The sequence below is a fragment of the Vibrio sp. J502 genome (assembly GCF_025397955.1).
Classification (GTDB): domain Bacteria; phylum Pseudomonadota; class Gammaproteobacteria; order Enterobacterales; family Vibrionaceae; genus Vibrio; species Vibrio anguillarum.
Genome location: NZ_CP104555.1, coordinates 372,715 through 395,275 on the forward strand (window position 1 = coordinate 372,715; position 22,561 = coordinate 395,275).

General features: G+C 44.3%; 15 protein-coding genes and 1 pseudogene. 11 read left to right on the top strand and 5 right to left on the bottom strand.

Annotated features, from left to right (window positions below; genetic code table 11):
* Window positions 1–117 precede the first annotated feature (117 nt).
* The 6 genes and pseudogenes from tssI (at window position 118) to N5E84_RS17515 (ending at window position 6,497) form a co-directional block, all read left to right on the top strand.
* Window positions 118–2,097, top strand: a complete 1,980-nt coding sequence (gene tssI, locus N5E84_RS17490; protein ID WP_019281888.1) for a type VI secretion system tip protein VgrG — start codon at window positions 118–120, stop codon at window positions 2,095–2,097.
* Window positions 2,097–2,885 (top strand): DUF4123 domain-containing protein, encoded by a 789-nt coding sequence (locus tag N5E84_RS17495; RefSeq protein ID WP_019281887.1) that lies wholly within the window; start codon window positions 2,097–2,099, stop codon window positions 2,883–2,885. Before tssI ends, N5E84_RS17495 begins: the two co-directional genes overlap by 1 nt.
* A complete protein-coding gene (locus N5E84_RS17500) occupies window positions 2,875–4,491 on the top strand; it encodes a hypothetical protein (protein ID WP_095661392.1) in 1,617 nt (538 codons plus the stop codon). The genes N5E84_RS17495 and N5E84_RS17500 overlap by 11 nt, the downstream gene beginning before the upstream one ends.
* A gap of 204 nt (window positions 4,492–4,695) precedes the next feature.
* Entirely contained in the window at window positions 4,696–5,484 is a 789-nt protein-coding gene (locus N5E84_RS17505) for a glycosyl hydrolase family 26 (protein ID WP_081245289.1), read from the top strand.
* A 9-nt stretch (window positions 5,485–5,493) separates the two neighbouring features.
* Entirely contained in the window at window positions 5,494–5,793 is a 300-nt protein-coding gene (locus tag N5E84_RS17510; RefSeq protein ID WP_081245287.1) for a type VI secretion system PAAR protein, read from the top strand.
* A 496-nt stretch (window positions 5,794–6,289) separates the two neighbouring features.
* Window positions 6,290–6,497, top strand: a pseudogene (locus N5E84_RS17515) (helix-turn-helix domain-containing protein).
* 375 nt (window positions 6,498–6,872) lie between these two features.
* On the opposite strand, the gene cas6f reads toward N5E84_RS17515, so the two are convergent.
* From cas6f to N5E84_RS17535, 4 genes are read right to left on the bottom strand one after another with little or no spacing between them, the layout of a single operon-like run.
* Window positions 6,873–7,472: a type I-F CRISPR-associated endoribonuclease Cas6/Csy4 gene (gene cas6f / locus N5E84_RS17520; protein WP_019283234.1), complete on the bottom strand. Its 600-nt coding sequence runs from the start codon at window positions 7,470–7,472 to the stop codon at window positions 6,873–6,875.
* Window positions 7,473–7,474: 2 nt separating this feature from the next.
* Window positions 7,475–8,533, bottom strand: coding sequence for a type I-F CRISPR-associated protein Csy3 (gene csy3, locus N5E84_RS17525; protein ID WP_019283233.1), 1,059 nt, complete (start codon window positions 8,531–8,533; stop codon window positions 7,475–7,477).
* Window positions 8,505–10,427, bottom strand: coding sequence for a type I-F CRISPR-associated protein Csy2 (locus tag N5E84_RS17530; RefSeq protein ID WP_019283232.1), 1,923 nt, complete (start codon window positions 10,425–10,427; stop codon window positions 8,505–8,507). Before N5E84_RS17530 ends, csy3 begins: the two co-directional genes overlap by 29 nt.
* Window positions 10,428–11,612 carry a TniQ family protein gene (locus tag N5E84_RS17535; protein ID WP_019283231.1) on the bottom strand — a complete coding sequence of 395 codons (1,185 nt, stop codon included), beginning with the start codon at window positions 11,610–11,612 and terminating at the stop codon, window positions 10,428–10,430. It lies immediately after the preceding gene.
* A 190-nt stretch (window positions 11,613–11,802) separates the two neighbouring features.
* Between N5E84_RS17535 and N5E84_RS17540 the strand changes: the two genes are divergently transcribed.
* The 5 genes from N5E84_RS17540 to N5E84_RS17560 all read left to right on the top strand — a co-directional run bounded on the left by N5E84_RS17540 (window position 11,803) and on the right by N5E84_RS17560 (window position 21,535).
* Window positions 11,803–13,287: a sigma-54 interaction domain-containing protein gene (locus tag N5E84_RS17540; protein ID WP_019283230.1), complete on the top strand. Its 1,485-nt coding sequence runs from the start codon at window positions 11,803–11,805 to the stop codon at window positions 13,285–13,287.
* A 62-nt stretch (window positions 13,288–13,349) separates the two neighbouring features.
* A complete protein-coding gene (locus N5E84_RS17545; protein ID WP_019283229.1) occupies window positions 13,350–16,781 on the top strand; it encodes a DEAD/DEAH box helicase family protein in 3,432 nt (1,143 codons plus the stop codon).
* A gap of 162 nt (window positions 16,782–16,943) precedes the next feature.
* Window positions 16,944–18,539 carry a class I SAM-dependent DNA methyltransferase gene (locus N5E84_RS17550; protein ID WP_019283228.1) on the top strand — a complete coding sequence of 532 codons (1,596 nt, stop codon included), beginning with the start codon at window positions 16,944–16,946 and terminating at the stop codon, window positions 18,537–18,539.
* Window positions 18,536–19,768 (top strand): restriction endonuclease subunit S, encoded by a 1,233-nt coding sequence (locus N5E84_RS17555; RefSeq protein ID WP_019283227.1) that lies wholly within the window; start codon window positions 18,536–18,538, stop codon window positions 19,766–19,768. The genes N5E84_RS17550 and N5E84_RS17555 overlap by 4 nt, the downstream gene beginning before the upstream one ends.
* Window positions 19,769–20,146: 378 nt before the next feature.
* The gene (locus N5E84_RS17560) at window positions 20,147–21,535 is read left to right on the top strand and encodes an STY4851/ECs_5259 family protein (protein WP_095661391.1); all 1,389 of its coding nucleotides are present in this window, start codon (window positions 20,147–20,149) and stop codon (window positions 21,533–21,535) included.
* On the opposite strand, the gene N5E84_RS17565 is transcribed toward N5E84_RS17560, so the two are convergent.
* Window positions 21,505–22,536: an IS630-like element ISVa15 family transposase gene (locus N5E84_RS17565; RefSeq protein WP_026027704.1), complete on the bottom strand. Its 1,032-nt coding sequence runs from the start codon at window positions 22,534–22,536 to the stop codon at window positions 21,505–21,507. The genes N5E84_RS17560 and N5E84_RS17565 overlap by 31 nt on opposite strands.
* Between the last annotated feature and the right edge of the window lie 25 nt (window positions 22,537–22,561).

Genomic DNA, 22,561 nt, shown 5'->3' on the forward strand with positions numbered 1-22,561 from the left:
GATGTTGCGTAAGCAAAGCCAATCGAGTCAGCCACCTTTTTTAGCCTTAAGCAAAGTGCATTCAATGAGTGTGACTTGCTTAAGGCTTTGCTGTTTCTAGTGTAAAGAGGATGGAAGATGGCCACGCTGAATTTTACGTTAAAGGTTGATGGACTCGCAGAGGATGTGTTTGTAGTGCGAGACTATCAAGGTCAGGAGTCGTTATCGGACACGCGACAGGTCAATGGTGAGCCTTGTTATGGGTTTCGTTATCACATTGAGCTGGCGAGTCGTCAATCCACGCTCAGTGCGATGGACGTGGTGGATAAAAACGCCCAGCTTGCGGTTATCCGTAATGGTCAGGTGGTTCAGTACGTGCATGGCATTGTTCGCCATTTTGGTATCGGAGATACCGGTCACAGCCACACCCACTATTCGCTGACTTTAGTCCCTGCATTAGAGCGGTTATCACTGCGCCATAACAGCCGTATTTTCCAGCTTAAAACGGTGCCTGAAATCCTTTCCGTTTTACTTGAAGAGATGGGCATCAGTGATTACGCCTTTTCACTCAAACGCGAGTGTGCTCAGCGTGAATTTTGTGTTCAGTACCGTGAAACCGACCTTGATTTCTTGCATCGCTTAGCCGCCGAAGAGGGGTTGGTGTATCACTTTGTTCATCAGGCTGGTAAGCACACGTTATTTTTCAGTGATGACAGCCAAAGCTTAAGCAAACTCGATAGCCCGGTGCCTTGGAATGCCCTGTCTGGAGGGGTAGCCGACACACCTTATGTGTCCAAGTGGGCTCAACACACTCAATCGCATGTGGCGCAGAGCCAATTAGCCGATTACAGCTTTAAAAAACCCGCTTACAGTTTCAGTCAAAACGCTCGTGGTACGGAGATGAATTACCAACAGCCGAACTATGAGCATTTTGATTTCCCCGGACGCTTTAAAGACGATGTGAGCGGTAAGGCGTTCAATCAAATTCGTTTAGAGTATTTACGCCGTGAAGCGCACACCGCGCAAGGCGCCAGTAATGAGCCTCGTTTACGCGCAGGGACAAAGTTTGACCTCATAGACCATTTGGACCCGCGCTTTAACCGTGATTGGGTCGTAGTGAGTATTGTCCATACCGGGAGCCAACCTCAAGCCCTCGAAGAATCGGGAGGCAGTGGCGCGACGACCTACTCCAACCATTTCACTGTGATACCCGCCCATGTGACGTGGCGAGCCACGCCGCAACCCAAACCACAAGTCGATGGCCCGTGCATGGCGAAAGTGGTTGGCCCAGACGGTGAGGAAATCTTTTGTGATGAGCATGGCCGGGTCAAACTGCATTTTCCATGGGATAGAGAGTCTGAGGGGAATGAGCTGAGCTCATGCTGGGTGCGCGTGTCTCAAGGATGGGCAGGAGGACAATATGGCATGATGGCCATTCCTCGTATTGGTCATGAAGTGATTGTGTCTTTTCTTCATGGCGACCCAGACCAACCGATTGTCACTGGGCGCACGTACCACGCGACCAATACGTCGCCTTACGTCTTGCCCGATCATAAAACCAAAACCGTGTTGCGCACGCAAACCCACCAAGGCGAAGGGTTTAATGAACTGAGCTTTGAAGACCAAGCTGGGCAAGAGTTGGTGTATGTGCACGCGCAAAAAGATATGCAAGTGAAGGTCGAGAACTCTCATCATGCCCGCATCAACTATGACCAGAGTGTGAGTATTGGTCATGATGAAATGCATGTCGTCGCCAATGACCGCAAGCTCACGGTAGATGGCTCACAAAGTCAGGTCACAAAAGGTAACTACCTCTCTGATACTCAGGGGGATAAACACGAATCCATCGGCGGTGATTTAGCACGCAAAATTGCGGGTGCCATCGGGGTCAGTGCCGACGGTGACATTACGATAAAAAGTGGCAGCAAAATTACCCTACAAGTTGGCGGAAGTTTTGTGGTGATTGATGCCAGTGGCGTTGCGATAGATGGTGGCACCATCTTGATTAAATCGGGAGGCTCACCCGGCTCACTAGCCCTTCCTTCAAGCGCGGAGGTTTTAGAAGCGGCCGCCTCAGCTGGGAGCGCTTTTGTCGCTAACTGCCCGGAGATGAGCTGATGCGTCATTTAGTCAATTATGCCGTGGTAGATCGAGCCGTGGCTCCTGAGTTTATTGCCGAAGTGAAAGAGTCGAATAACGAACATTGGTGTTTATTTCCAGAGCCAATCGAAGAAGACTTTGCCCTAGTGGCTCCTTTTCTGGTGCTCATGACACCAGAGCTTACCGCGCAGCTCATCACAAAAAATGCCCCTTGGGGATTTTTTCTTCAATCAGAACATGACCACAAGACGCTTCGCGCTCATCTTCGTCGTCTGATGAATATTGAGATCCTACAGACCAAAGAGCGGCTGTTTTTTCGTTACTACGATCCACGAGTATTATGGGCTGTCCTCGATGGATTTGAGCCACTCTGGCTAAACCACTTCCTCGGCCCGATACAGAGCGTTCATACCACATTCCCACAACAACGTGCGTCAGACTTCGAGCCATTGCTGACACCCTATCGCCGATTTGGGTATGAAACATTCACACCGTTTCCAATAGAGCGCATTCACTATCAAGCCATTCTTGCTCAGTGTGAGCAAAACTTGGTCGATGAAGTTGCCAGCATTGTTGGCGATACGGACAAAGTTTTTAGCGAAGCGCTGGTCAACCAATTGATTGAATGGGAGATCTCCCTTCCAACTTACATCAAAAGGGTTGCACAGTGGTGTTCAGATGAGAAAATTACTAGCCTGCTTAACTTTCCTAAGCCGTGGCAAACACTGTTGTCGAACACTCAATATCCAGCGGATTATCGAATCATGCGTCTTCAGTCTGAAGTAAGGACAACTCATGTCATGTAAACACCCGGCAGGTGTTGCCTGCCGCTGTAATCTAAAAGGCGATTGTTTAGTTCGCTACCAAATCACTAGCGATGCAGGACTATTCGAGTTTAAAAATGGCGATGTTGGCACTCGTACCGTCAAACTCGTGGATAAAGGGGAAGGCACTTCCGTTAATATTGCGATTGAAGGGAGCTGCGTCAATCATCTCTCTTCCTGCCCTACGGGGTACTTAAGCGATAACATCGCGTATTCTGAAGCGCTGTCGGCTTCACAATGTAAAAATCACACCTTGTATTATCGCGCGATACCCAGTGAAAGAATGGGGTTACTTGGGGCGATACAAAATTTACTGTCTGAAAACAAAGCCACCGCATTGAGCCATACCCGTTATAAAGTGTGTATCACGCAATGCGCCGGAAAACCGCAAGCCGAGCAGACACTGTGGCTTTCTCCACCTATTAGTTATCTTTTGGGGCCAATCCCCAATGACACCTTTATTGACGTGTATCCTCAGCTCACGCTGAAACCGAAGTTGACGTTGGCAGGAAAACACATCAAGAAAAGCATCTCAGATGAAGACCGACACAAAGCGTATCAGTACAAAGAGAGTACGGGGCAACTTGATGGTCTCAGTATTCCAACAAAGGAAATTGAAAAAGGCTTTTCTCTGTCAGGGAGTTTATCCATCAATGAAGGGAGCCAAATCACTCAGTATGGGGTGGGTTATACCCATACGGACTCTAATATCCCGGGTAAGCCCAGTACACGTGATTTAGACACGGAATTTGAGGGCATCAAAAAGAAAATGAAGCTCGTGAAAGCGGCGACCCAGATGGTGGAGCAGATACAATCGGGTCTTTATACGGAAAAGGCAGGCAAAAGTGAGGTGAAACTGTATCATTTCGATTTTCAGCCGCCCTCCTTAAGCCTTGAAGGGGAGCAGACCGTTAACGTGGCCAATAACGGGTTGGATGTCGACGGAAAGGTAACACTGGGTTTGGATCCCCTGATTGGCTTTGAGCTGAAGCTTGATATGCTGATGGCCGCGGCCATGTATTTTAAATTGGGCAACGTTGCGCAAACGGTGCGGGAGAAAGCCGCAGAGTTGGAGCAACGAGTCAAAGAAGGGAAAGCCGGAGCCTATGCCGGAGCCGAGTTTGATATCACGCTAAAAGCGGCGTTGAGCGCGAAAGGCAGCATTCAGTATACACCACAGAAAGCGCCGACTTACGATTTTGAAGCTGAAGTGGAAATGCCGATCAAGGGTGATTTGAATGCTCGCAGCGGCCTTCGTGTTTGGATGATGGAAGGTGCGTTTAATGTAAATGTAGAAAGCAATGTCAATGCCAAGGGGATGCTGGCGTTAACGACAGAGACGAAAGATCCAAACGCTCGGGTTGAGTTGGTATTTTATCATGGTGGGATCTGGGCGGAAGTGAACATTGAGAAGTCTTTGACGTTTAATGGTGACAAATCAGATTCATCAAATGGCGATGTTGGATTGGATGGCCTACAAACAAAAAATAAGGTGCAATCAGACGCTATTCCCCAAAAACACCGATGGGATTGGGTTGATGCTATGGATAAACAACATTCACCATATCGTGTTACGGTAATTGGATAAATCGAGGAAAAAATGAAAGTATACCTTTTGGCCGCATGTATAGCCTTACTAACCGCCTGTTCGGGAGACAATGAATTAATGAGCATTAGAGAGCAAGTATCCACAGTCGATATGAGCATTGAGAATGAGGGGCAAAAGCCCGAGGTGATATACACCACGAATATCCGAGCGCAAACCGTATATTGCTTTGGTCTATTTAATGAAATGCAGATGCTGGATAACTTAAAGACCCGTACTGGTACTTTTTCATCAGGTTTTAACCCCACCGCTTATTTACAACCTGGAGAAAATACACTGGAATTAGTTGTTGCTCCTATCGGTGTTTATGAAGATGATTATACTTATCATGGCGATAACCAGTGTGAAATGACGCTATACGGTGCTTTCCCTAATGGAGAGAAGGAGGAAATGTCCTCTTTGCATATCACCATCGAAGAGGGAAAACCAAACGCTAAGGCGTCGAAAACCTATCCGGCTAATCACCGAACACCTTTGGTTGATGTGGACGGGCTCATTAAAGGTTACACCAATCAATTCTCTCGCCCTGTTAACATTAAAACCATTCCTCGTTGGCGTTGGGTTGATGCGACGCCTATTCGAGAAGATAACCCAGAGCAGATGAAGCAGTTGTACCGCGCTTACAGTAACTTGATTGAGTTGATGGAAAAGCGCGATTTTGAAGGGTTAAAAATGGCGTACTCACTGTCAATGCGAGAGCATGCTAAAGCAGATGGGTATTTCGCTAAACCGGAAGATTTTTATGATGCAGTAGAGTTTGAAGACACATTTGCTACATACCCCGATGCAAAAGTGAAACCTCGTCGAGATTGGAGTGAGTATCAATTCAAATCCTACATGGATGGACGTCTTGTCAGGTTGATGGATAAGAAAAGTAGCTCCCCACTTCGAATTACATCTGCTAAAAATGACCTAGAACGTACATTCACTCCTTATTTTTCCATGATTGATGGTCGAGTTGTCGTATCGCGTTAGGAGGTAATGATGCCCGGTGCCGCAAGATTAGGTGATATAGGCTCAGAGCATGATTGCTTCCCGCCAACGCCGATTATTTCTGCCAGTAGTGGCGTGTTTATTAATGGACAACCCGCGGTGCGTCAAGGAGATGCACTGCAAGATCATGGATGCCCATGCTCTGAAAAACCACACGGTAGCCACCCACGAAGTATTTCTGGTGGTTCAAGTGGGGTGTTGATTGATGGCAAACCCGCCGCCCGTTTAGGCGATGCGATTGATTGTGGAGGCACCATCGCCTCCGCATCATCGGATGTGATGATTGGGTAAGGAAACAACGGTCAGCTAAAGCTAGCCGTTTTCTCTATACAATAATTAGGTCAACGGGTTGTAGACCAATTTAGAGCCGTGATTAGTGAAACACGCAGTTTCCCAAATTGTGCAAGGGTCTCTTGCACAAATGGCCTTTCTGTCAGGTACGATAAAGCCACAGATAATGTCTATGGCTTTGTCGTACGGCTACAGAGTGTTTGTCATTCGCTTTGACGAGGAAACGTATTCTGTGTGTAGTGCCAGCTGTTTTATCACCAAATATGGGAGGGGAAAATACCTAGGCTTATTACATATCCTCGATGGGCTGCTTTACAATTATGCCAAGTTCAAATTGATACTATTACTTCTGGCTAGACAGTAGATAGTAACGTTAAGAAAAAGCAGAGATACCCGAGGCTCTCTGCGTAGTCTAAAGCTGTAGGCTGTGTCGCAAGTTTACTTTGTTTTATAGTGGATTCGAACGGCGTTGTTGATCAAATCAGTCACCTATTAAATGAAAGAACTAGCAAAGTGCTTTGGTGCCAATTTACGCGGAAAACGTAGGGACAAAAAGGTTTTTCAAGACCAACTAGCTTTGTTGGCCGATATCGTTCGGAGTTGTATTGGCAGGATTGAACGAGGAGAAGTGAACATCACACTCGAAAAAAGCCTACCAATTAGCGAAGGTGCTCGAGTGTGATGTTAGAGACCTTCTTCCTTAGCTATCTACTTATTCAGCAGTAAATTGTTCTTGTACTCGAATGAAGGTGGTTCGTTTATTATCAACTACTTCGCAGTAGAGTTGAGGATTACAGTCCTCCTTTGGGGTTAAAACAAACAGCCGAGTGGCTGTTTGGAAAGTAACAGTGTTAATGTTGTGGGTGCACTCTACCTACTCGGCAGTACACTGTTTGGATGTATTTAATATTGTAGGTGGTACATTATCAGCTACCTACTCGGCAGTACACTGTTACTAATTAAAGAATAGTATGATTTTATCAATCAGTTAATCTATTTAGTTCTAATTAACCCTATTTTTTCATGCTCGGTTAAATGTTATTTAATTCAATAAGTTAATTTTTTCGATAAAAAGATGGTCAAATTAAGGGGACTGGTTGAAACGAATTGTCTGTATTCGACAGTCCGTAACTACTGAAAATAGAGTCACCCTCAAAACTTTGTTCTGACTTCATTTGTATGTTCAATGGAAAGATGCATTTTTTACTTTGACTGTCAATCTCGAGTGAGTGGTAGTGGGGAAGAATAATTGACTCTCTTTGTTTAATAAGAGCTGGATTAAAAGACTCTCCTCTAGCGGTTGCCCGCTTTTCAAGGCGTCTTAGCTTTCTTGTTTGACCTGCAGCAGAAGATTTGTCGATCGATTGATTACGTACAAACGAAACATATTCGCAACCATCGGGAATTTGAGCTGTTGCTGAAATATCGAAATAACTCAGCTTTCTCATTTGAATAAAGTATTGGTGCTTCAGTAATAAATCGAGCTCAACTTTACTCGTGCTGATAAAAGTGAGCTTCTTGCCTACAGTATCTTCACACCAACCAGGGAAAGAGATGCCGATACTTCGGGTATCATACTTGTAATTGAATGCGTGAAGAGTGCTCAAACACTTCGCTGCGAGCACCTCATTGTCACAGCGCTCAGGAAGAAACGTTATGGTCTTATTGTACCAATTCATAGCTAATCACCCTTATGCTGGAACATCCCACCCTTAATCAAGTTTGCCAGTAAGAAGTGCATATCGTTGATAGTTTCCTGATCTGGAGTTTTGTTAGCGTTCAACACTTCAATGTAATGTTCTGCTTGTTGCAGTATCGAAAACAAATCTTTTCCGGTAGACGGATGACGGTAGCAAGTGACATCTTCGCGATGAACGCCAAACCTTCCGACCCGAAGTGACTCAGTTGCCCCAGGATACCAGTCGTCAATGGTCGCAATGGCCGCTCCAGTTTTAAAGGCACCTAGTATTGGACTACGTTCGCCATCAATCGTTGTACTCTGAAAAACTCGACTGTTTTGAGATTTCGATTTGCTTTTACTGCCACTTTCTTTTTCCGTGAAAGCTTGGCTTGGCCGCACCATAGCATTAGTTGGCAAGTGCAAGGTGGCCTTGACTTCAAATATAGCCAGCCCATTAGAGCTAGAAAAAGCGGTTTTGATCATTTTTGTTATGGCCGACCAATCTTTATGACTTTCAAAGTCTTGTCGTGACCTGTAGCTACTACGGATATCTTCAAATTTAACCTTGTTCCCGTTCCATGGCCAAGGTGCTAGTTCAATGTTCCAGCAATAAGCTTTGCGGGTATTTTCCCACAGCCATGCACCGTTGCATATATTGATCAAATATCGGGTTGCTAGCTCAGTCCAGCCGATTTTCATTTCGTACAGCTCGATAAGTTGTACCAACGTTTGTTTGACTGAGCTTGAATTACACTTATACGGTTTGCGTAGTTCACACGAAAATGAGACGGAAAAGCAGCATTCGACATGACTAGCGCCAAACGGAACACGGCATATATCAACCTGATGAGGGTTTCCTTGAGCCAACGCCTCAGCGGTAGCACTTTTTATTGGTTGGCCTGATGCATCATAGGCTAATGATGCCGTTTCCATTTGCCCGAGCAGAGTACGAGATGTGTAGGTTAAAGGTGTTTTTTTATCATCGGGCCAGACGACAAAAAAGCAGACATCTGATGGGTCGATAGATCGCTCATAGGCTAGACTTGTCGGTAGTTTCATCGTTGATAATCCTTGGCTGTACCACTAGGTAGTTTTGATGGTTATTTAGCGACCAAAAGATTGTGTTGGCATCGGTCTCTGAGCTAAAGGTGATTGAGTTAATGAGCCCAATAATGCACTCGGCGAAAGCGTGTTTGTAACTTCTGAGTGAGTTTGGTTTATCTTTGGGCTCTTCTAACAAGTGGTAACCGACACAGCTTGCCATGAGCTGATGGTCTTCTTTCATGGCAGCTAATAGATCACCTAGGTTATTGTTTGGCTGTGCATAAAGTGATAACCACCTTCCAGCCTCTATTGGCAGAGATTGGATCGCTGCTTCTAATGTGGAGAATGAGTTGATATGTTTAAAGTCATCAATCGCAATCTTTGCTGAACCTCGAGCAAATCGCTTTGGTAGCAATGTAATTAACGTAGATTGGTCAATACGTTGAGCAAAGTTGGTGTTCAAAATAAGACTAAACACTACATCACACTGCCAGTCATCTCGGGTTGCGGGAGCTGATATTGTTCCGTTGCCTTTTTCCACAAATTCCGCTGTTAAACCTCGCTTTTCGACATGTAATTGGTGGACACATATCGCAAAGGATTCGACACGAAACGTAGGATTTAATCTATTCAATTTGCGTTCGAATGCGTGAACGAATCCAAAGAAAGCGGTGAGTGACGGAATCCCTACTGTGACCGGAGAGCTTAAAGCAGTTGCGCCGCAAACCCTGATGTTCGGTAGGACTAGAAATGAACCGTTAGAATAGTGCGTACTATCATTGAGCGAATTTGAGAGCGCTCGCTTCAAAAGTTCAGTAAAGAGCTTCGTCATTACTGGGTTGTATGCAAAACGCTTTGTGGCTCCAAGGCAAGATAAGTCATGATTCAAATGTTGAACAAGAATGATTGAATCAAGGGTGTGGTCTTGCATTGCCAACCAAACGCTGACCATATTTTGAATCTCGATTTTGTATTTTCTACGGAGCGCTTTTCGCGCATTTTCAGGTATGAGGCGTTTGTTAAGGCGCTGGTACTGTTTTAATGATTGAACATTCTCTGACGTTAACCAGCTTCGTTTGCTGTTTAATCGATGATGAGGGGTAATGGAAAACTTGGTGTTAGACTTTAACATTCTAAATGCGCCGCCACATGTCATCGCAGTGACACCCATGTTGGTGGCTCTGCTAAACCGCGTGGTCGATGCATGCCGATATTCATCTTGGAGCCCTTGATAAAAGTGGCTCTGCATTGATAGAGATGCAACAGGTGAGAGTGAAATGTAGGACGTATCGCTATTCGGGAGAGATATTTGAGTCAAGTAATTCGGGGCGAGTGGCATACTGATGGTTATGTGAGCAATTGAAGCTAACTTTTTTGCCATTGCTTTGCGAGTTTTTTGATAGCAACCCAATTTCGTTAAAGTTTTCCAAAGTGGATGATCAACATTTTTAAGAAGCTCAGCCAAGCATGATATCACCCCATTCCAACAAAACTCATTGGTGAGTAATGCGCTCTTGTTGACGTATTTTGAATCATGTGCGTATGACCAATGGTATGGCGGGATTTTTGAAGAGGAGAGTAGAAAGCTCGGTAACTCACCTAGGGCTTCGGTTCGAATAATGCCTTCAGAACGTATATCCGGAAATTTTGGGTTATGGCTTTGTCGATAGTTAACGCAATTTAAGCAGCTAGCCCACCATTTTTCATCTCGAAGTTTTTGCTTGCATTTGGCTCGGTCGAGCAGGTCTTTCTGATCATCAGTCTTATCGGTTAAATTGACTAATATCGTCAGTGCATCAAGTTCATTACCATCAATTGCAATATGCGGTGTGAGTGGACGAAATGCTCGCTTAAGTACTGTCGTTAAGTCGTCAGGCGTGGATTCGATTAACTCTTTCAGAGTTTGCATTTACCACCTCGACACATAGAACGAACGGTTAAACTCATCGGTTTGGAACTCAGCCAACCAAAGACAGAAAATATCTCCGAAATGAAATAAATAATCGGTAGTTTCAATAGGGCTATTGGGCTTGGTTCTTCGATTTGGCTTCAAAATACGTTGTTCAACCATTGATGCAATCTGTTCGAGGCTACAATTTAGCATTACCGACGCCTCTAAGGCGTTCATTTTAAGGTTTGCGATTAATCCCTTGTCTCGCCATAAACGCTTTTCTAAGTGGCTGAGAAGCTCACCTAGGATGATATTGTGTTGAAGATTCCGTTCAGGTAACCGAATTGAATGGAAAAATAACCGACCAAGAAGATCTTTTAATCGTAATTCAGATGTGCTGACAACGGCATGCTCTAGATTAAATTCAATTTCATCATCAATCATTGAATGAAATGATCTTGGCCAGTTTGAGAAAAAATGGGTGAATGACAGATGGTCGAACTCGTTGTCATTAAGATTCATCCACCAGTGTATCAAGCCCCAACGGTAGCTTCGAGGGATGTCTGGTAGATCTTGAGAGCCATTGCCAGCGAGCCAATTTGAAACAGTGGATGTCGCCTCATAACTATTCTCTTGATTCTTGGTGGTGATAGGCTCTTTGCAATTGTTGCAAATTCCTTTTAAGCCACATACTCGGTAGTCAAACTCAGCGCCACAACTACAGGCGTTAATTAAAGGTATATTATGAATGTGGCAGTGATCGTATCCCTTAAAATGCCAAAGATAAGAAGCGTAGCCATTTTCTTGTAAGCACAAAGGACAGCTAGAGATGGAGTTAGTCCGAAGCAAACTGCGAGGCAACACTTCCGCGCCCCGTATCACAGCACTTGTTGAGGGCGAGTATTGCAAGTTTGTTCGGTTTAATGCTAACCCGAGCAGTTCTGGCTGCTCATTAAACGTTAATTGAGCAAGTTTCAGGAGCGAGGCGGTTCGTGCTCTGGAACTGTTATTAGCCGAGCATGGGTTTATCCTAGTGATATCCGTAGGAAAGGTTTGATAGCCATGATGATCAATGTCTTGAAGGAAGCGCTTGGTGGCTTCTAGGAAGCGATGAACATCATCATATCCATTTTTGTTAGCAACTCGAATAAAGAAACTCTCGAGGCTTTCATCGCTATAAGGTTTAGGTCTTTGCAAAAACATAGAGCTCCTCCTGAATCTAATATAGGAGGTAAAGGCCCTATTAACAGGGTTTTACTTGGGATTGAGAGGCCAGCCACAACTTTTTGATTTTGCTTATGTTGGCGTAGCATTTAAGTGTAATTGAATATCAACTCAATGCGTAATACGGTAAGCTCCGTTCCCATAAGTAAAAATAGTTACGGATGTCAGAATGGCAACTTTACTCAGTTGGCTTGGCAGAACAGATCTTGACCAAATGAAGCAGGATAATCCCGCTTCAATTGCAACGATTGCTCTTAAAGGTAAAGCTCTAGACAGCATTATTATCCTTGCCAGTACATGGGAAGATGAATGGTGCGACTATAAAGAATGGCTGGAGAGAAAACTGGCTTGTGCGGGACGTTCCAAGACTTCAGTGACTATTCAGCGTGTTCGATTAGCATCACCAATAGACTATTCAGCTATAACTAAAGTGATGCAAAAACAGCTGAGTAAGATTTCTGCTGGCTCGGAACACATTTATTTAAATCTCACATCTGGAACGCCGGCAATGACGGTTGTTTCTGTCTTACTCGGCAAGAGCATTGCGAAATGCCAGTTACTTCAAACATCGCCCAAAGGTGAGTTAATTGAGGTTGATATACCTGTCGATTTCGCGACGGAATACACCAAATCCTCCACTAGCGCTATACAGTCACTGACATCAGATATCCCTCAATTAAGCTCGGCCTTTGAAGCTATAACAGCAAAATCGACAATCATGCAGCTTCTAGTGAAAAAAGCTCACAGACTCGCATTATCTGATTTACCTGTACTTGTGCTTGGTGAAAGTGGTTCAGGCAAAGAAGTCATGGCGACTGCAATTCACAATGCAAGTTCTCGCGCTGAAATGCCATTTAGAGCCGTTAACTGTGGTGCATTACCAGAAAATTTAGTGGACTCAATTCTATTTGGTCACGTTAAAGGGGCGTTTACCGGAGCTGATAAAGATCATTCAGGGCTATTTGAACAGGCAAATGGTGGCACCTTGTTTCTAGATGAAGTGGGCGAGCTGCCACTCAATGTCCAAGTTAAATTACTTAGAGCGCTACAACAAAAAGAAATCACGAGAGTCGGCGACGTTAAATCTAAGGTTGTTGATGTTCGCATTATTGCGGCTACGCACCAGGATCTGTTTCAGATGACATCACAAGGAGCCTTTCGGGAAGATTTATTCTACCGACTCGCCGTCGGGGTTATTGAAGTGCCACCACTTAGAGCAAGAGCGGAAGACATTCCAGAACTCATATCAATACTAATGAGTGATATCAACCAACAGGCCGAAAAGCATCCTCTGTTTGAAAGTAAGAAAATTTCCGCTGATGCAATAAATTTTTCGAAGTCTTATCCATGGCCCGGAAATATAAGGGAGCTTTGGAATACATTAAATAGAGCGGTTTTATGGTCTGAGTCGAATACTATTTCTGTCGAAGACCTTCAATCGTCAGTATTAAGTGCCGGTAGAAACCAATCTTCACAGGGTGAGTTTTCTGTGCCTGGAGATATACAGCAATATATTGATAATATTAAGAAAGATGCGGTCGAATCGGCTTTAGAGTATAGTCGTAATAATAAATCCAAAGCAGCTGAAGCACTAGGTCTAAAGAGTCATCAAACGTTAAGCGGCTGGATGACAAAATTAGGTATTGAAGAATAAGCAAGCAGGCTAAAGCAGGGTTGGCATACCCATTGCTCATTGAGGTCAGGAGTACAATAAGAGTGAAAACGTCAGTGAACTTTGAATATCTAAGAAAAGATTGGCCAGAATTGGCAGAGCTTGGTGCATTTGCTGAGGCTTATGCAGTGAGCGATCCTCAAAGTGCATTAGTTAAGCTGCGCTGTTATGTCGAAAAAATCGTCGGCTACCTCTATTACGAGCTTCGCCTTCCTGTTGCCCCCAATGCTTCTATGCACGATAAACTCATCAGTGGTTCATTTACCTCCATCGTTGATAAATCCATCGCGGATAAATTCCATGCTATTCGCCGAGGCGGAAACAAAGCCGCTCACGATGGCAATGTCACTCAGCATGATGCCATTTGGTTACTAAAAGAATCCTATTTCATTGGGTGTTGGCTTTATATTGCTTATGGTGAAGGCAAACGAGAAGAATGCCCCGACTTTACCACACCAGAGAATGTCCAAGGTGTAGAGGAATCAAAAGGCGAATTTAAGCGCAAGAATCGCCAATTACAGGAGAAGCTTAAGCAGAATGATGAAGTGCTTAAGCAAGCCATAAAAGAGCTGGAAGACGTCAAACAAGCTCAATTAGCGGCACAAAAAGAAGCGGCCTCACTAAAACAACAGGTCAATCAAGCCAAAGCCAACAATCTAAAACAAAATACCCTTAGCTTGAAAAACAGTTTTGACTTCAATGAGGCGGAAACCCGTAAGCGGTTAATTGATGCCGAATTGCGCAGTCAAGGCTGGGACGTTGCACTGGACGATGAAAGCACCGAGCAAGTGTCAAAAGAGTACCAAGTTGATGGCCAGCCAACACCGACAGGGAAAGGTTATTGCGACTATGTGCTTTGGGATGACAACGGCAAACCGCTAGCGGTAATTGAAGCAAAACGCACTCGAACAGACGCCAAAGCCGGACGTGAGCAAGCAAAGCTGTATGCCAATGCACTGGCAAAGCAAACTGGCCAACACCCGGTTATTTTTTACACCAACGGCTATGAAATCTACATTTGGGATGATGCCCAAGGCTATGCGCCGCGTTCAATTTTCGGTTATTACTCAAAAGACAGCCTGCAATATTTGATTCAGCAGCGAGAGCTAAAACAAGATCTTAACGAAACCCCAATTGATACCAAGGTCGCAGGGCGCATGTATCAAATGGAAAGCATCACACGGATATGCGAACGTTTTTCTGATAAACACCGCAAAGCACTGGTGGTTCAGGCAACCGGCACGGGTAAAACCCGCGTATCTATTGCATTGGCTAAGCGTTTGCTTGAGGCAGGCTGGGCCAAACGTATCCTGTTTTTGTGTGACCGCAAAGAGCTGCGTAAGCAGGCCGGCGGCGCATTTAACGAATACACCAACGAGCCTCTTTACATCAAAGGCAAAAGCAAGAAAGCCGCCGCCGCAAAGGCGCGTATCGTGATCGCCACCTATCCGGGCATGATCCAAAACTTTGAAGAATATGACGTTGGCCATTTCGATTTAATCATTGCTGACGAATCTCATCGCTCTATCTACAACAAGTATGGCGAGCTATTTAAATATTTTGATGCGTTGCAAGTGGGGTTAACCGCCACCCCAGTAGAAATGATCTCACGCTCTACTAGCCAGCTGTTTGGCTGTGACTACAAAATGCCAACGGCGAATTACCCCCTTGAGCAAGCGATCGAAGAAAAAAACCTTGTTCCCTTTAAGGTGGTGGCGCATACCACGCAATTTTTACGTGATGGTATCAAAGCAAGTGAACTCAGTGATGAGCAAATTGCTGAGCTAGAAGAGCAGGGCATTGACCCCAACACCTTGGATTTTGATTCAGAACTGATCGACAAGGCCATCTTCAACAAAGACACCAACCGAGCGATCATTCGCAACCTAATGGAAAAGGGCTTAAAAGATGCCGACAACCAGCTTCCAGGCAAGTCGATTATCTTTGCTCGCAGCATTGCTCACGCTGATCTATTGGCTGATCTGTTCCATGAAATGTATCCGGACTTAGGTGGCAACTTCTGTCGAGTGATCCACTCAAAATATGAACGCGCCGAAGACCTTATCGATAACTTCAAAAGCACAGAAGGCAGAGAAGACGACATCACCATCGCGGTGTCTGTCGATATGCTAGACACGGGCATTGATGTACCTGAGTGTGTTAACTTAGTGTTTGCCAAGCCGATTAAATCCAAAGTGAAATTTTGGCAAATGGTCGGGCGCGGCACGCGTTTGTGTGAAAACCTTTACGGAGCGGGTTTAGACAAAAAGCACTTCTTAATCTTCGATCATTGGGGCAACTTTGAATACTTCAAAATGAACCCAGAAGAAGACGAAGGCAGCCAAAGTAAATCCCTGCCGCAAAAAGTGTTTGAGGCCAAATTGATCCTAGCGGTAGAAGCCCTCAAAAAAGCAGAAATGGCAATCTTTGCTGATGTTGTTCAACAGATCAAAGCTGACATCGACGCACTCAATGATAAAACCATCGCCGTTCGGGAAAAGTGGCAGCTAAAAGCGCAGCTGAGTGAAGAAAAACGCCTAATGCAGATGGCTCCCGATACCAAAACTCGACTGTTTGAAGAAATGGCGCCCCTGATGCAGTGGAAAAAAACCACCGGTGAGAGTGAAGCACTGCGCTTAGATCTGCAGTTCTTGCAGTTGCAACTGACCAAACTGCAACAGCCAAGCAAGGTTGAAATAGAAGCTCAGCCCATTTTGGACAAGGTGACTAGCCTGTCGATGCACTTAAATGAGGTGCGCAGCAAAGCCAGCACTATTAAGCAAATACAACAGCCAAGCTACCTTAGCGATGCGGACTACTTTGTGGTTGAATCTTGCCGACAAAACCTGCGAAGCATTATTCACCTGCGTGATAAGGGGATTGCCCCAGCGCCGATGGCAACGCCAATTATTGACGTGCGTGAAGATAGAGGCCTTTATCAGTCACAAGAGATAAAAACCAATATCACCACCGTCGATTATGAAATTTATCGCCAAGAGGTGGAGAAAACCTTGTCCCCCTTGTTTGAATCAAACGAGGTATTGCAAAAAATTCGTAGTGGCCAAACTGTGACAGAGGCGGACTTAGCCACCTTGAGCGCGCTGGTGCATACCCAGAATCCCAATGTCGATTTGCAAACCCTGAAAGAGTTCTTCCCTGAATCATCAGCAGGCTTAGATCAGATCCTTCGCACCATCGTCGGCATGGACGCGCAGCAAATCGAGAAAGAGTTCACCACCTTTGTCCAGCAGGTGCATACCCACCTTAACGCAAGGCAGCAACGATTTATCGGTATGCTCAAAAACCACCTCTGTCGCTATGGCAGTGTCGATATTGAACAACTGTATGACGCGCCATTTAACCAAATTGACGATGCAGGGCTAGATGGGGTATTCCCTAACCCGGCGCAAGCCGATGTCGTTGAGCAATTTGTGCGCCGATTTAGCGTGGATTTAGGTAACAAACAACCAAGTTAGAGAAAGCATTGAATTAGCCCTTTGGTTAAACCACCAAGCTGATTACACTACCCCCATTAATAACCAGCGGCTAACCAAGTAACACAGCCGCCCGTTGTCCATGCAGAGCCTTTGCTAATATATTGTGCAAAGAGATCAAGCGAAAAACTAAAGAGAACAATAATGATCACATCAGGTGCACTAAAAAGCCAAATTGACAAGTTATGGGAAGAATTTTGGACTGGCGGGATCACCAACCCCTTAACTGTGGTCGAGCAAATCACCTACTTAATGTACGCCCGCATGCTGGATATGAATGAGCGTAACGACGAAAAGCGCAGCGCTCGCACAGGCAAGCCATTCACTCGTCGCTTCCCTGTGAGCGAAGATAAAAGCAAAGATAAACAACACATCCGCTGGGAAAACTTTCGCCACCTTGGCGCTGAAAAGCTCTATCCATTGGTAAAAGACGAGTTATTTCCATTCTTTAAAGAGCTGACCAATGACGACACCCTGTTTGCTGAGTTTATGAAAGACGCTCAGCTGATGATCCAAAAAAAATCGCTATTGGTGAAGGCGGTTGAGTTGGTGAGTGAACTGCCACTAGAAAACAAAGATGTTAAAGGTGACTTGTACGAATACTTGCTGTCTAAACTAACCACCGCAGGGATCAATGGTCAGTTCCGCACGCCGCGTCATATCATCCGCGCCATGATTGAAATGCTCGATGTCGAAGGAACTCACCGAGTGTGTGACCCAGCCTGCGGTACTGGTGGCTTTTTATCTTCTACCTACGAATACCTGCTAGAAAAGTATTCATCACCTGAAGGAGTAGAGAAAGAGCAAGCGTTTGATATTGAAGGTAAGCCAGTGCTCGATGTACATGGCAAGCCGGTATTTAACTACCTTTATGCTGGTGACTTACTAGAAAACCGTGCTCATATCGATTACGACATGTTCCACGGCTTTGATTTTGACTCTACCATGCTACGTGTTGCGGCAATGAACCTAGTCATGCACGGCGTAAAACAACCGGGGATTCACTACCAAGATACCCTAAGCCAAAGTTTTATTGAGCGTTTTCCGAGTGAAGCCAAAAACGGCTTTGATATTATCCTTGCTAACCCACCGTTTAAAGGCAGCTTAGATGAGGAAGACGTCGATCCGGCAATTCTTAAAGTGGTGAAAACCAAAAAGACCGAACTACTGTTTGTTGCGCTTATTCAGCGCATGTTAAAAGTCGGCGGGCGCAGCGCAACCATCGTGCCTGATGGCGTCTTATTTGGCAGCTCCAACGCCCACCAAATGCTGCGTCAACACCTTATCGAAGATAACCAGCTAGAAGCGGTGATCTCACTCCCTAGTGGCGTGTTTAAACCTTACGCAGGTGTTTCAACCGCGATCCTAATTTTCACTAAGGGTGGTAGCACAGACAAGGTTTGGTTTTACGATGTAGAGAATGATGGTTACTCGTTGGATGATAAACGTACCCCAATCAAAGACAACGATCTGCCAGATTTGGTCAAACAGTACAAAACCTATCAAGCGGCAATAATGGCAGGTGAGTCAACCGAACAATGGTCAGACAAAACTCAAAAAGCCTTCTTGGTAGCGAAAGACGACATCAAAGCGAACAAATATGACCTGTCGATCAACAGATATCAGAAAAAGCACTATAAGCCTGAGACCTACGAAGAACCGAAAGTGATTTTAGGCAAACTTAAAGTGTTAGAAAACGAGATTTTGGCAGACTTAAATGAGCTGGAGTCGATGCTATGATCAAGCTTGGATGCAACACGTCATTACCATCAGGGTGGCAATGGGCTGAAGCTGGCAAAGTAATTGATATTCGTGACGGTACACATGATTCACCTAAACCGGTTGAGGTTGGAATTCCATTAGTTACGTCAAAAAACCTAAAAAATGGGAAGATTGATTTTTCGATATGTACAAATATTTCAGCGGAAGACCATGAGCAGATAAGTAAACGTTCGGTTGTTGATGATGGTGATATTTTGTACGCCATGATTGGTACTATTGGTAATCCGGTGATTGTTCAAGGCGATAGAGATTTTTCTATTAAGAATGTTGCACTGTTCAAATTTTCAAAGTCCCAAGTATACAATAGGTATTTTTATCATTTGCTAGGTAGTTCTCTTGTAACTCAGCAGTTAGAAAAAAACGCTCGAGGGGGGACTCAAAAGTTTGTTTCATTGGGAAACATACGAGCTTTGCAAATTCCGCTCCCACCACTAGAAGAACAAAAACGCATCGCTGCCATTTTGGATAAAGCCGATGCGATTCGCCAGAAACGCAAACAAGCCATTGACCTTGCCGACGAATTCCTACACAGCGTGTTTTTGGATATGTTTGGTGATCCGGTAACGAATCCGAAGGGGTGGGAACAAGTTCCCTTATCGACTTTGTCAGATAAAATTCTTAATGGCACAACCCCTAAAGGGGGGAGTGATGTGTATGTTGAAAAAGGCATTGCATTTTTAAGAAGTCAAAACGTGTGGAAAAAGCGTATTGATCTAGATGACATCGTTTATCTTGATGATGTAACACATGCCAAAATGTCCAAAAGTAGTTTGAAATACAAGGATATATTGATAACTAAAACTGGTCGAATTAATACTGATAACAGTAGTTTGGGACGAGCTGCTATTTATTATGGAAAAGATGACGAGGCTAATATAAATGGGCATGTTTATTTAGTTAGGCTTAAACCAGATAACGTACATGAGTTTATTGAATTTATACTTACTACGAAAGAGTATCGAGACCATATAAGATCCGTATGTGTTGGTGGAATAGATAAGCGACAACTAAACAAGAACCATATTGAAGAGTTCCCGATAATCTGTCCGCCTAGTAGTCAACAACAGCGGTTTGTCAAAGTACTTCATCAAAGTCAAAAAGTAATGGACAACTATAAAGAGCAGTTAGTAGAGGCTCAAAACAACTTCTCGGCTCTCACCCAAAAAGCCTTTTCAGGCCAACTATAAATTTCAGAGGTGTCTTCGGATGCCTCTTTTTTGATCAAAGGTTAGGCCCTTTTTATTTTAAACAACGGAAAATAACATCCCTTATAGTTGGTGGTTTCAAAGGCATTAAGAACAAAGCCACGATTCCACTCGCACCTATCACATTAGTGGCTATTCAATAACTTCTTTCTTTTAAACTTAAACTTAATCGTAAAAATAATTACACCTTGGTAATTTAGCTTCCCAACTTAAAGTGTGATTACCGACTTATTCCCCGATAAATCAACTTGTTACTGAGTGGAATGTTTGTTGCAATGCATTGGTTTGTATAAAAATGGCTAAGTGCGAAATATTTGGCCAGATTACAGTTAAGGTTAAGTAAATAAGGTTAGGTTATCAATGGATACTACGTCCCCAAGCGTACTTGAACCTGCAAGTGCGATACTCGGCTCTACTTCGGTTTATGGTTGCCTACGAGCCATTTTGACGAAGCGAGAATTATCTCAGCCCACTGGCCAGCCGCTATTTACCTATCAATTAACAGAACCCGAATATCATCACTTACGAACCAGCTTAAAAAACCAAAAATTGCCAACAAGGTTACACGGGGATAGTAGCTGGTGTGCGGCTTTTTGTCTTTTCAGTGCTGAATGGTATCGACGTCAGTATCAAGGTGGTTGGAGCTGGAGTGGTATATCAAGCAGCTTAGGGTTTGAATTAGATGCTAACCAACGCAGTAAGGTAATAAAAATAGGTTTTAAGTATTGGCAGCGTACGGTTAGCCAATATAACGATGATAGACATAGCTTTCTTGGGTCAGTGTTTAGAGAGGGTGGTCTACCTTATGGATTATTAGCGAGCGAAGGTGGCCGATTCCAATCAATCTTTAAGCGTATTCTTAGGGTTTTTGATGACGCACAGGCATACGGTCAGTCGCCCTTTCAGTTGGTGTCGGAGGGGCTTGAACATTTACCTGAGGCATTTAGACAAGAAACGACGGTTGATCTTATCACGAATATGGCGGAGCTATTGCTGCGTTTAACTGATGAATACAATCTGCAGCAACAAGAGCAACCTGCCAACCATTTAGATAACCAATTGCCCAATTGGAGAGATCTATTTCCAATCCCACTTGATACAGACACTGGCAGCGAATTTCTCACAGGCTTGCTTACTTCTGCGTCCGTTCAGCGACAAAGCAAATCACAACAAACGAAACGAATTATTTGCTGGCAAAGGCTTTCAAACAATGAAGACTTGGGTTTTGTTACTCAAATTAAGTTGATGAAGGCGATACCTATGCCTTTTAAACGCGAAGCATTGATTAACAGTCGAGTTGAGTTATTTATACAAGAAGGCAATCGAGTCATTGCTGAGTTGGGTATTGGGCATGCAACCTTTGAAGGAGAGGCCACCAAGGTTATTTTACGAACTCCTGCTTGTGAGTTTCGTCGCCAAACCATAGAGCAAGATCTGTACTTAGTCGTATTGCAAGCCGGTGTTGAGCTTCATCGAGAAGAAATTCCTAACTCTGACCTCGCTATTAATGAGATGCCGATTGTACTTAGGTCAGACGGTGAGCATGATTGGGTCGTAGGGCAAGGAAGCGTGAGTACCAAAGCTGACCAACTCAAAGCTATCTTACTAAAAGATGCGGCTTACACGGCCGAGTTTCCAGAACTGTGCTCGACGGTAACAACTGATCACTATCAGCTTGTTGAGTTCAGTGGAGAAATTAAGGTTGATTATATACCGAATCAACTTGAAGATGCAGGCTTGAGAACCTGAAAATGATCATTAATTCGAGATGTCAAAGAGCCTGCGATCTCTGGAAGAGTCACAGAAAAAAATTGGTCTATTGCCGCCTTGAAGTCCCGTTTTCTTTTGAAGTAAACGTTGTTCCTCGACTTCTCATTCATTACTTTCCATAGCCGCTCTATTGGGTTGAGGTTTGGACTGTAAGGTGGAAGATAATGCAGTTTAATATTCAGGACAAACGCCGCATCTTTGACTAAGTCACTGCGGTGATATCCCGCACCATCTAATATGATATGAAGCTTATGGGCTAACGAATAACTCTCTCTTAACTTACAGAAAAAACGAACAATCGATTCACTGTTAATGCTCTCATAGTCGTGAACAATGGTTGCACCAATATCCGACAGGTTCAGTGCGCCAATAATGTTCAATCGGCTACGATTACCCGTTGTTTCAATCACTTTATCCTGACCAGTACGTATCCAGCCATGCGATATCTTTGTTGATAGTGTTGGGTGAACTGCATCGATAAAGACTATCGATTCATCCTCGCCACAGCTTGCCTTTAGCGCTTCATACGCCTCTATGAATGCTTGCTGTTTTGCTTCATCAAACTTGTGTGGTATGCCTTTCGGTTGCTTGTAGCTAAAACCATTATGGTGAAGCCATTTGTTCATACCAGAAACAGTATAATCAAGCCCAAACGTCTCTTTAACATAGGCGACAATTTGATGAGTATGAGAATAGGTTTTCTCAGTCAAATGCTCGATTAGGTGCATGGTTTGAATAGCAGAAAGCTTGCTTTGGCTTCCTCCATTCTCAGGCTTAAGTTTTTCAGAAAGTACGTAGTCACTGAGGTGACGTGCAACGGTCGATTCATGAATACGAAGAGCTTGTGAAATCATAGTCTGACTCCAGCCTTCAGAAGCCAGCAAAACAGCCTTAATACGGTCGCAAACTCGACTGTCACGCTCAATGTCGTGCATCTGTTCGAGTTGCAGTTTCTGTTGAGGAGTCAGTGTGATTTTCATGGTTTGTAGCATGATCCTGATTCTA

Bases quoted from the DNA above. Each gene is read 5' to 3' on its own strand.
- tssI (WP_019281888.1), top strand. From the start codon at position 118: ATGGCCACGCTGAATTTTACGTTAAAGGTTGATGGACTCGCAGAGGAT.
- N5E84_RS17495 (WP_019281887.1), top strand. From the start codon at position 2,097: ATGCGTCATTTAGTCAATTATGCCGTGGTAGATCGAGCCGTGGCTCCT.
- N5E84_RS17500 (WP_095661392.1), top strand. From the start codon at position 2,875: ATGTCATGTAAACACCCGGCAGGTGTTGCCTGCCGCTGTAATCTAAAA.
- N5E84_RS17505 (WP_081245289.1), top strand. From the start codon at position 4,696: ATGCAGATGCTGGATAACTTAAAGACCCGTACTGGTACTTTTTCATCA.
- N5E84_RS17510 (WP_081245287.1), top strand. From the start codon at position 5,494: ATGCCCGGTGCCGCAAGATTAGGTGATATAGGCTCAGAGCATGATTGC.
- cas6f (WP_019283234.1), bottom strand. From the start codon at position 7,472: ATGAATTGGTACAATAAGACCATAACGTTTCTTCCTGAGCGCTGTGAC.
- csy3 (WP_019283233.1), bottom strand. From the start codon at position 8,533: ATGAAACTACCGACAAGTCTAGCCTATGAGCGATCTATCGACCCATCA.
- N5E84_RS17530 (WP_019283232.1), bottom strand. From the start codon at position 10,427: ATGCAAACTCTGAAAGAGTTAATCGAATCCACGCCTGACGACTTAACG.
- N5E84_RS17535 (WP_019283231.1), bottom strand. From the start codon at position 11,612: ATGTTTTTGCAAAGACCTAAACCTTATAGCGATGAAAGCCTCGAGAGT.
- N5E84_RS17540 (WP_019283230.1), top strand. From the start codon at position 11,803: ATGGCAACTTTACTCAGTTGGCTTGGCAGAACAGATCTTGACCAAATG.
- N5E84_RS17550 (WP_019283228.1), top strand. From the start codon at position 16,944: ATGATCACATCAGGTGCACTAAAAAGCCAAATTGACAAGTTATGGGAA.
- N5E84_RS17555 (WP_019283227.1), top strand. From the start codon at position 18,536: ATGATCAAGCTTGGATGCAACACGTCATTACCATCAGGGTGGCAATGG.
- N5E84_RS17560 (WP_095661391.1), top strand. From the start codon at position 20,147: ATGGATACTACGTCCCCAAGCGTACTTGAACCTGCAAGTGCGATACTC.
- N5E84_RS17565 (WP_026027704.1), bottom strand. From the start codon at position 22,536: ATGAAAATCACACTGACTCCTCAACAGAAACTGCAACTCGAACAGATG.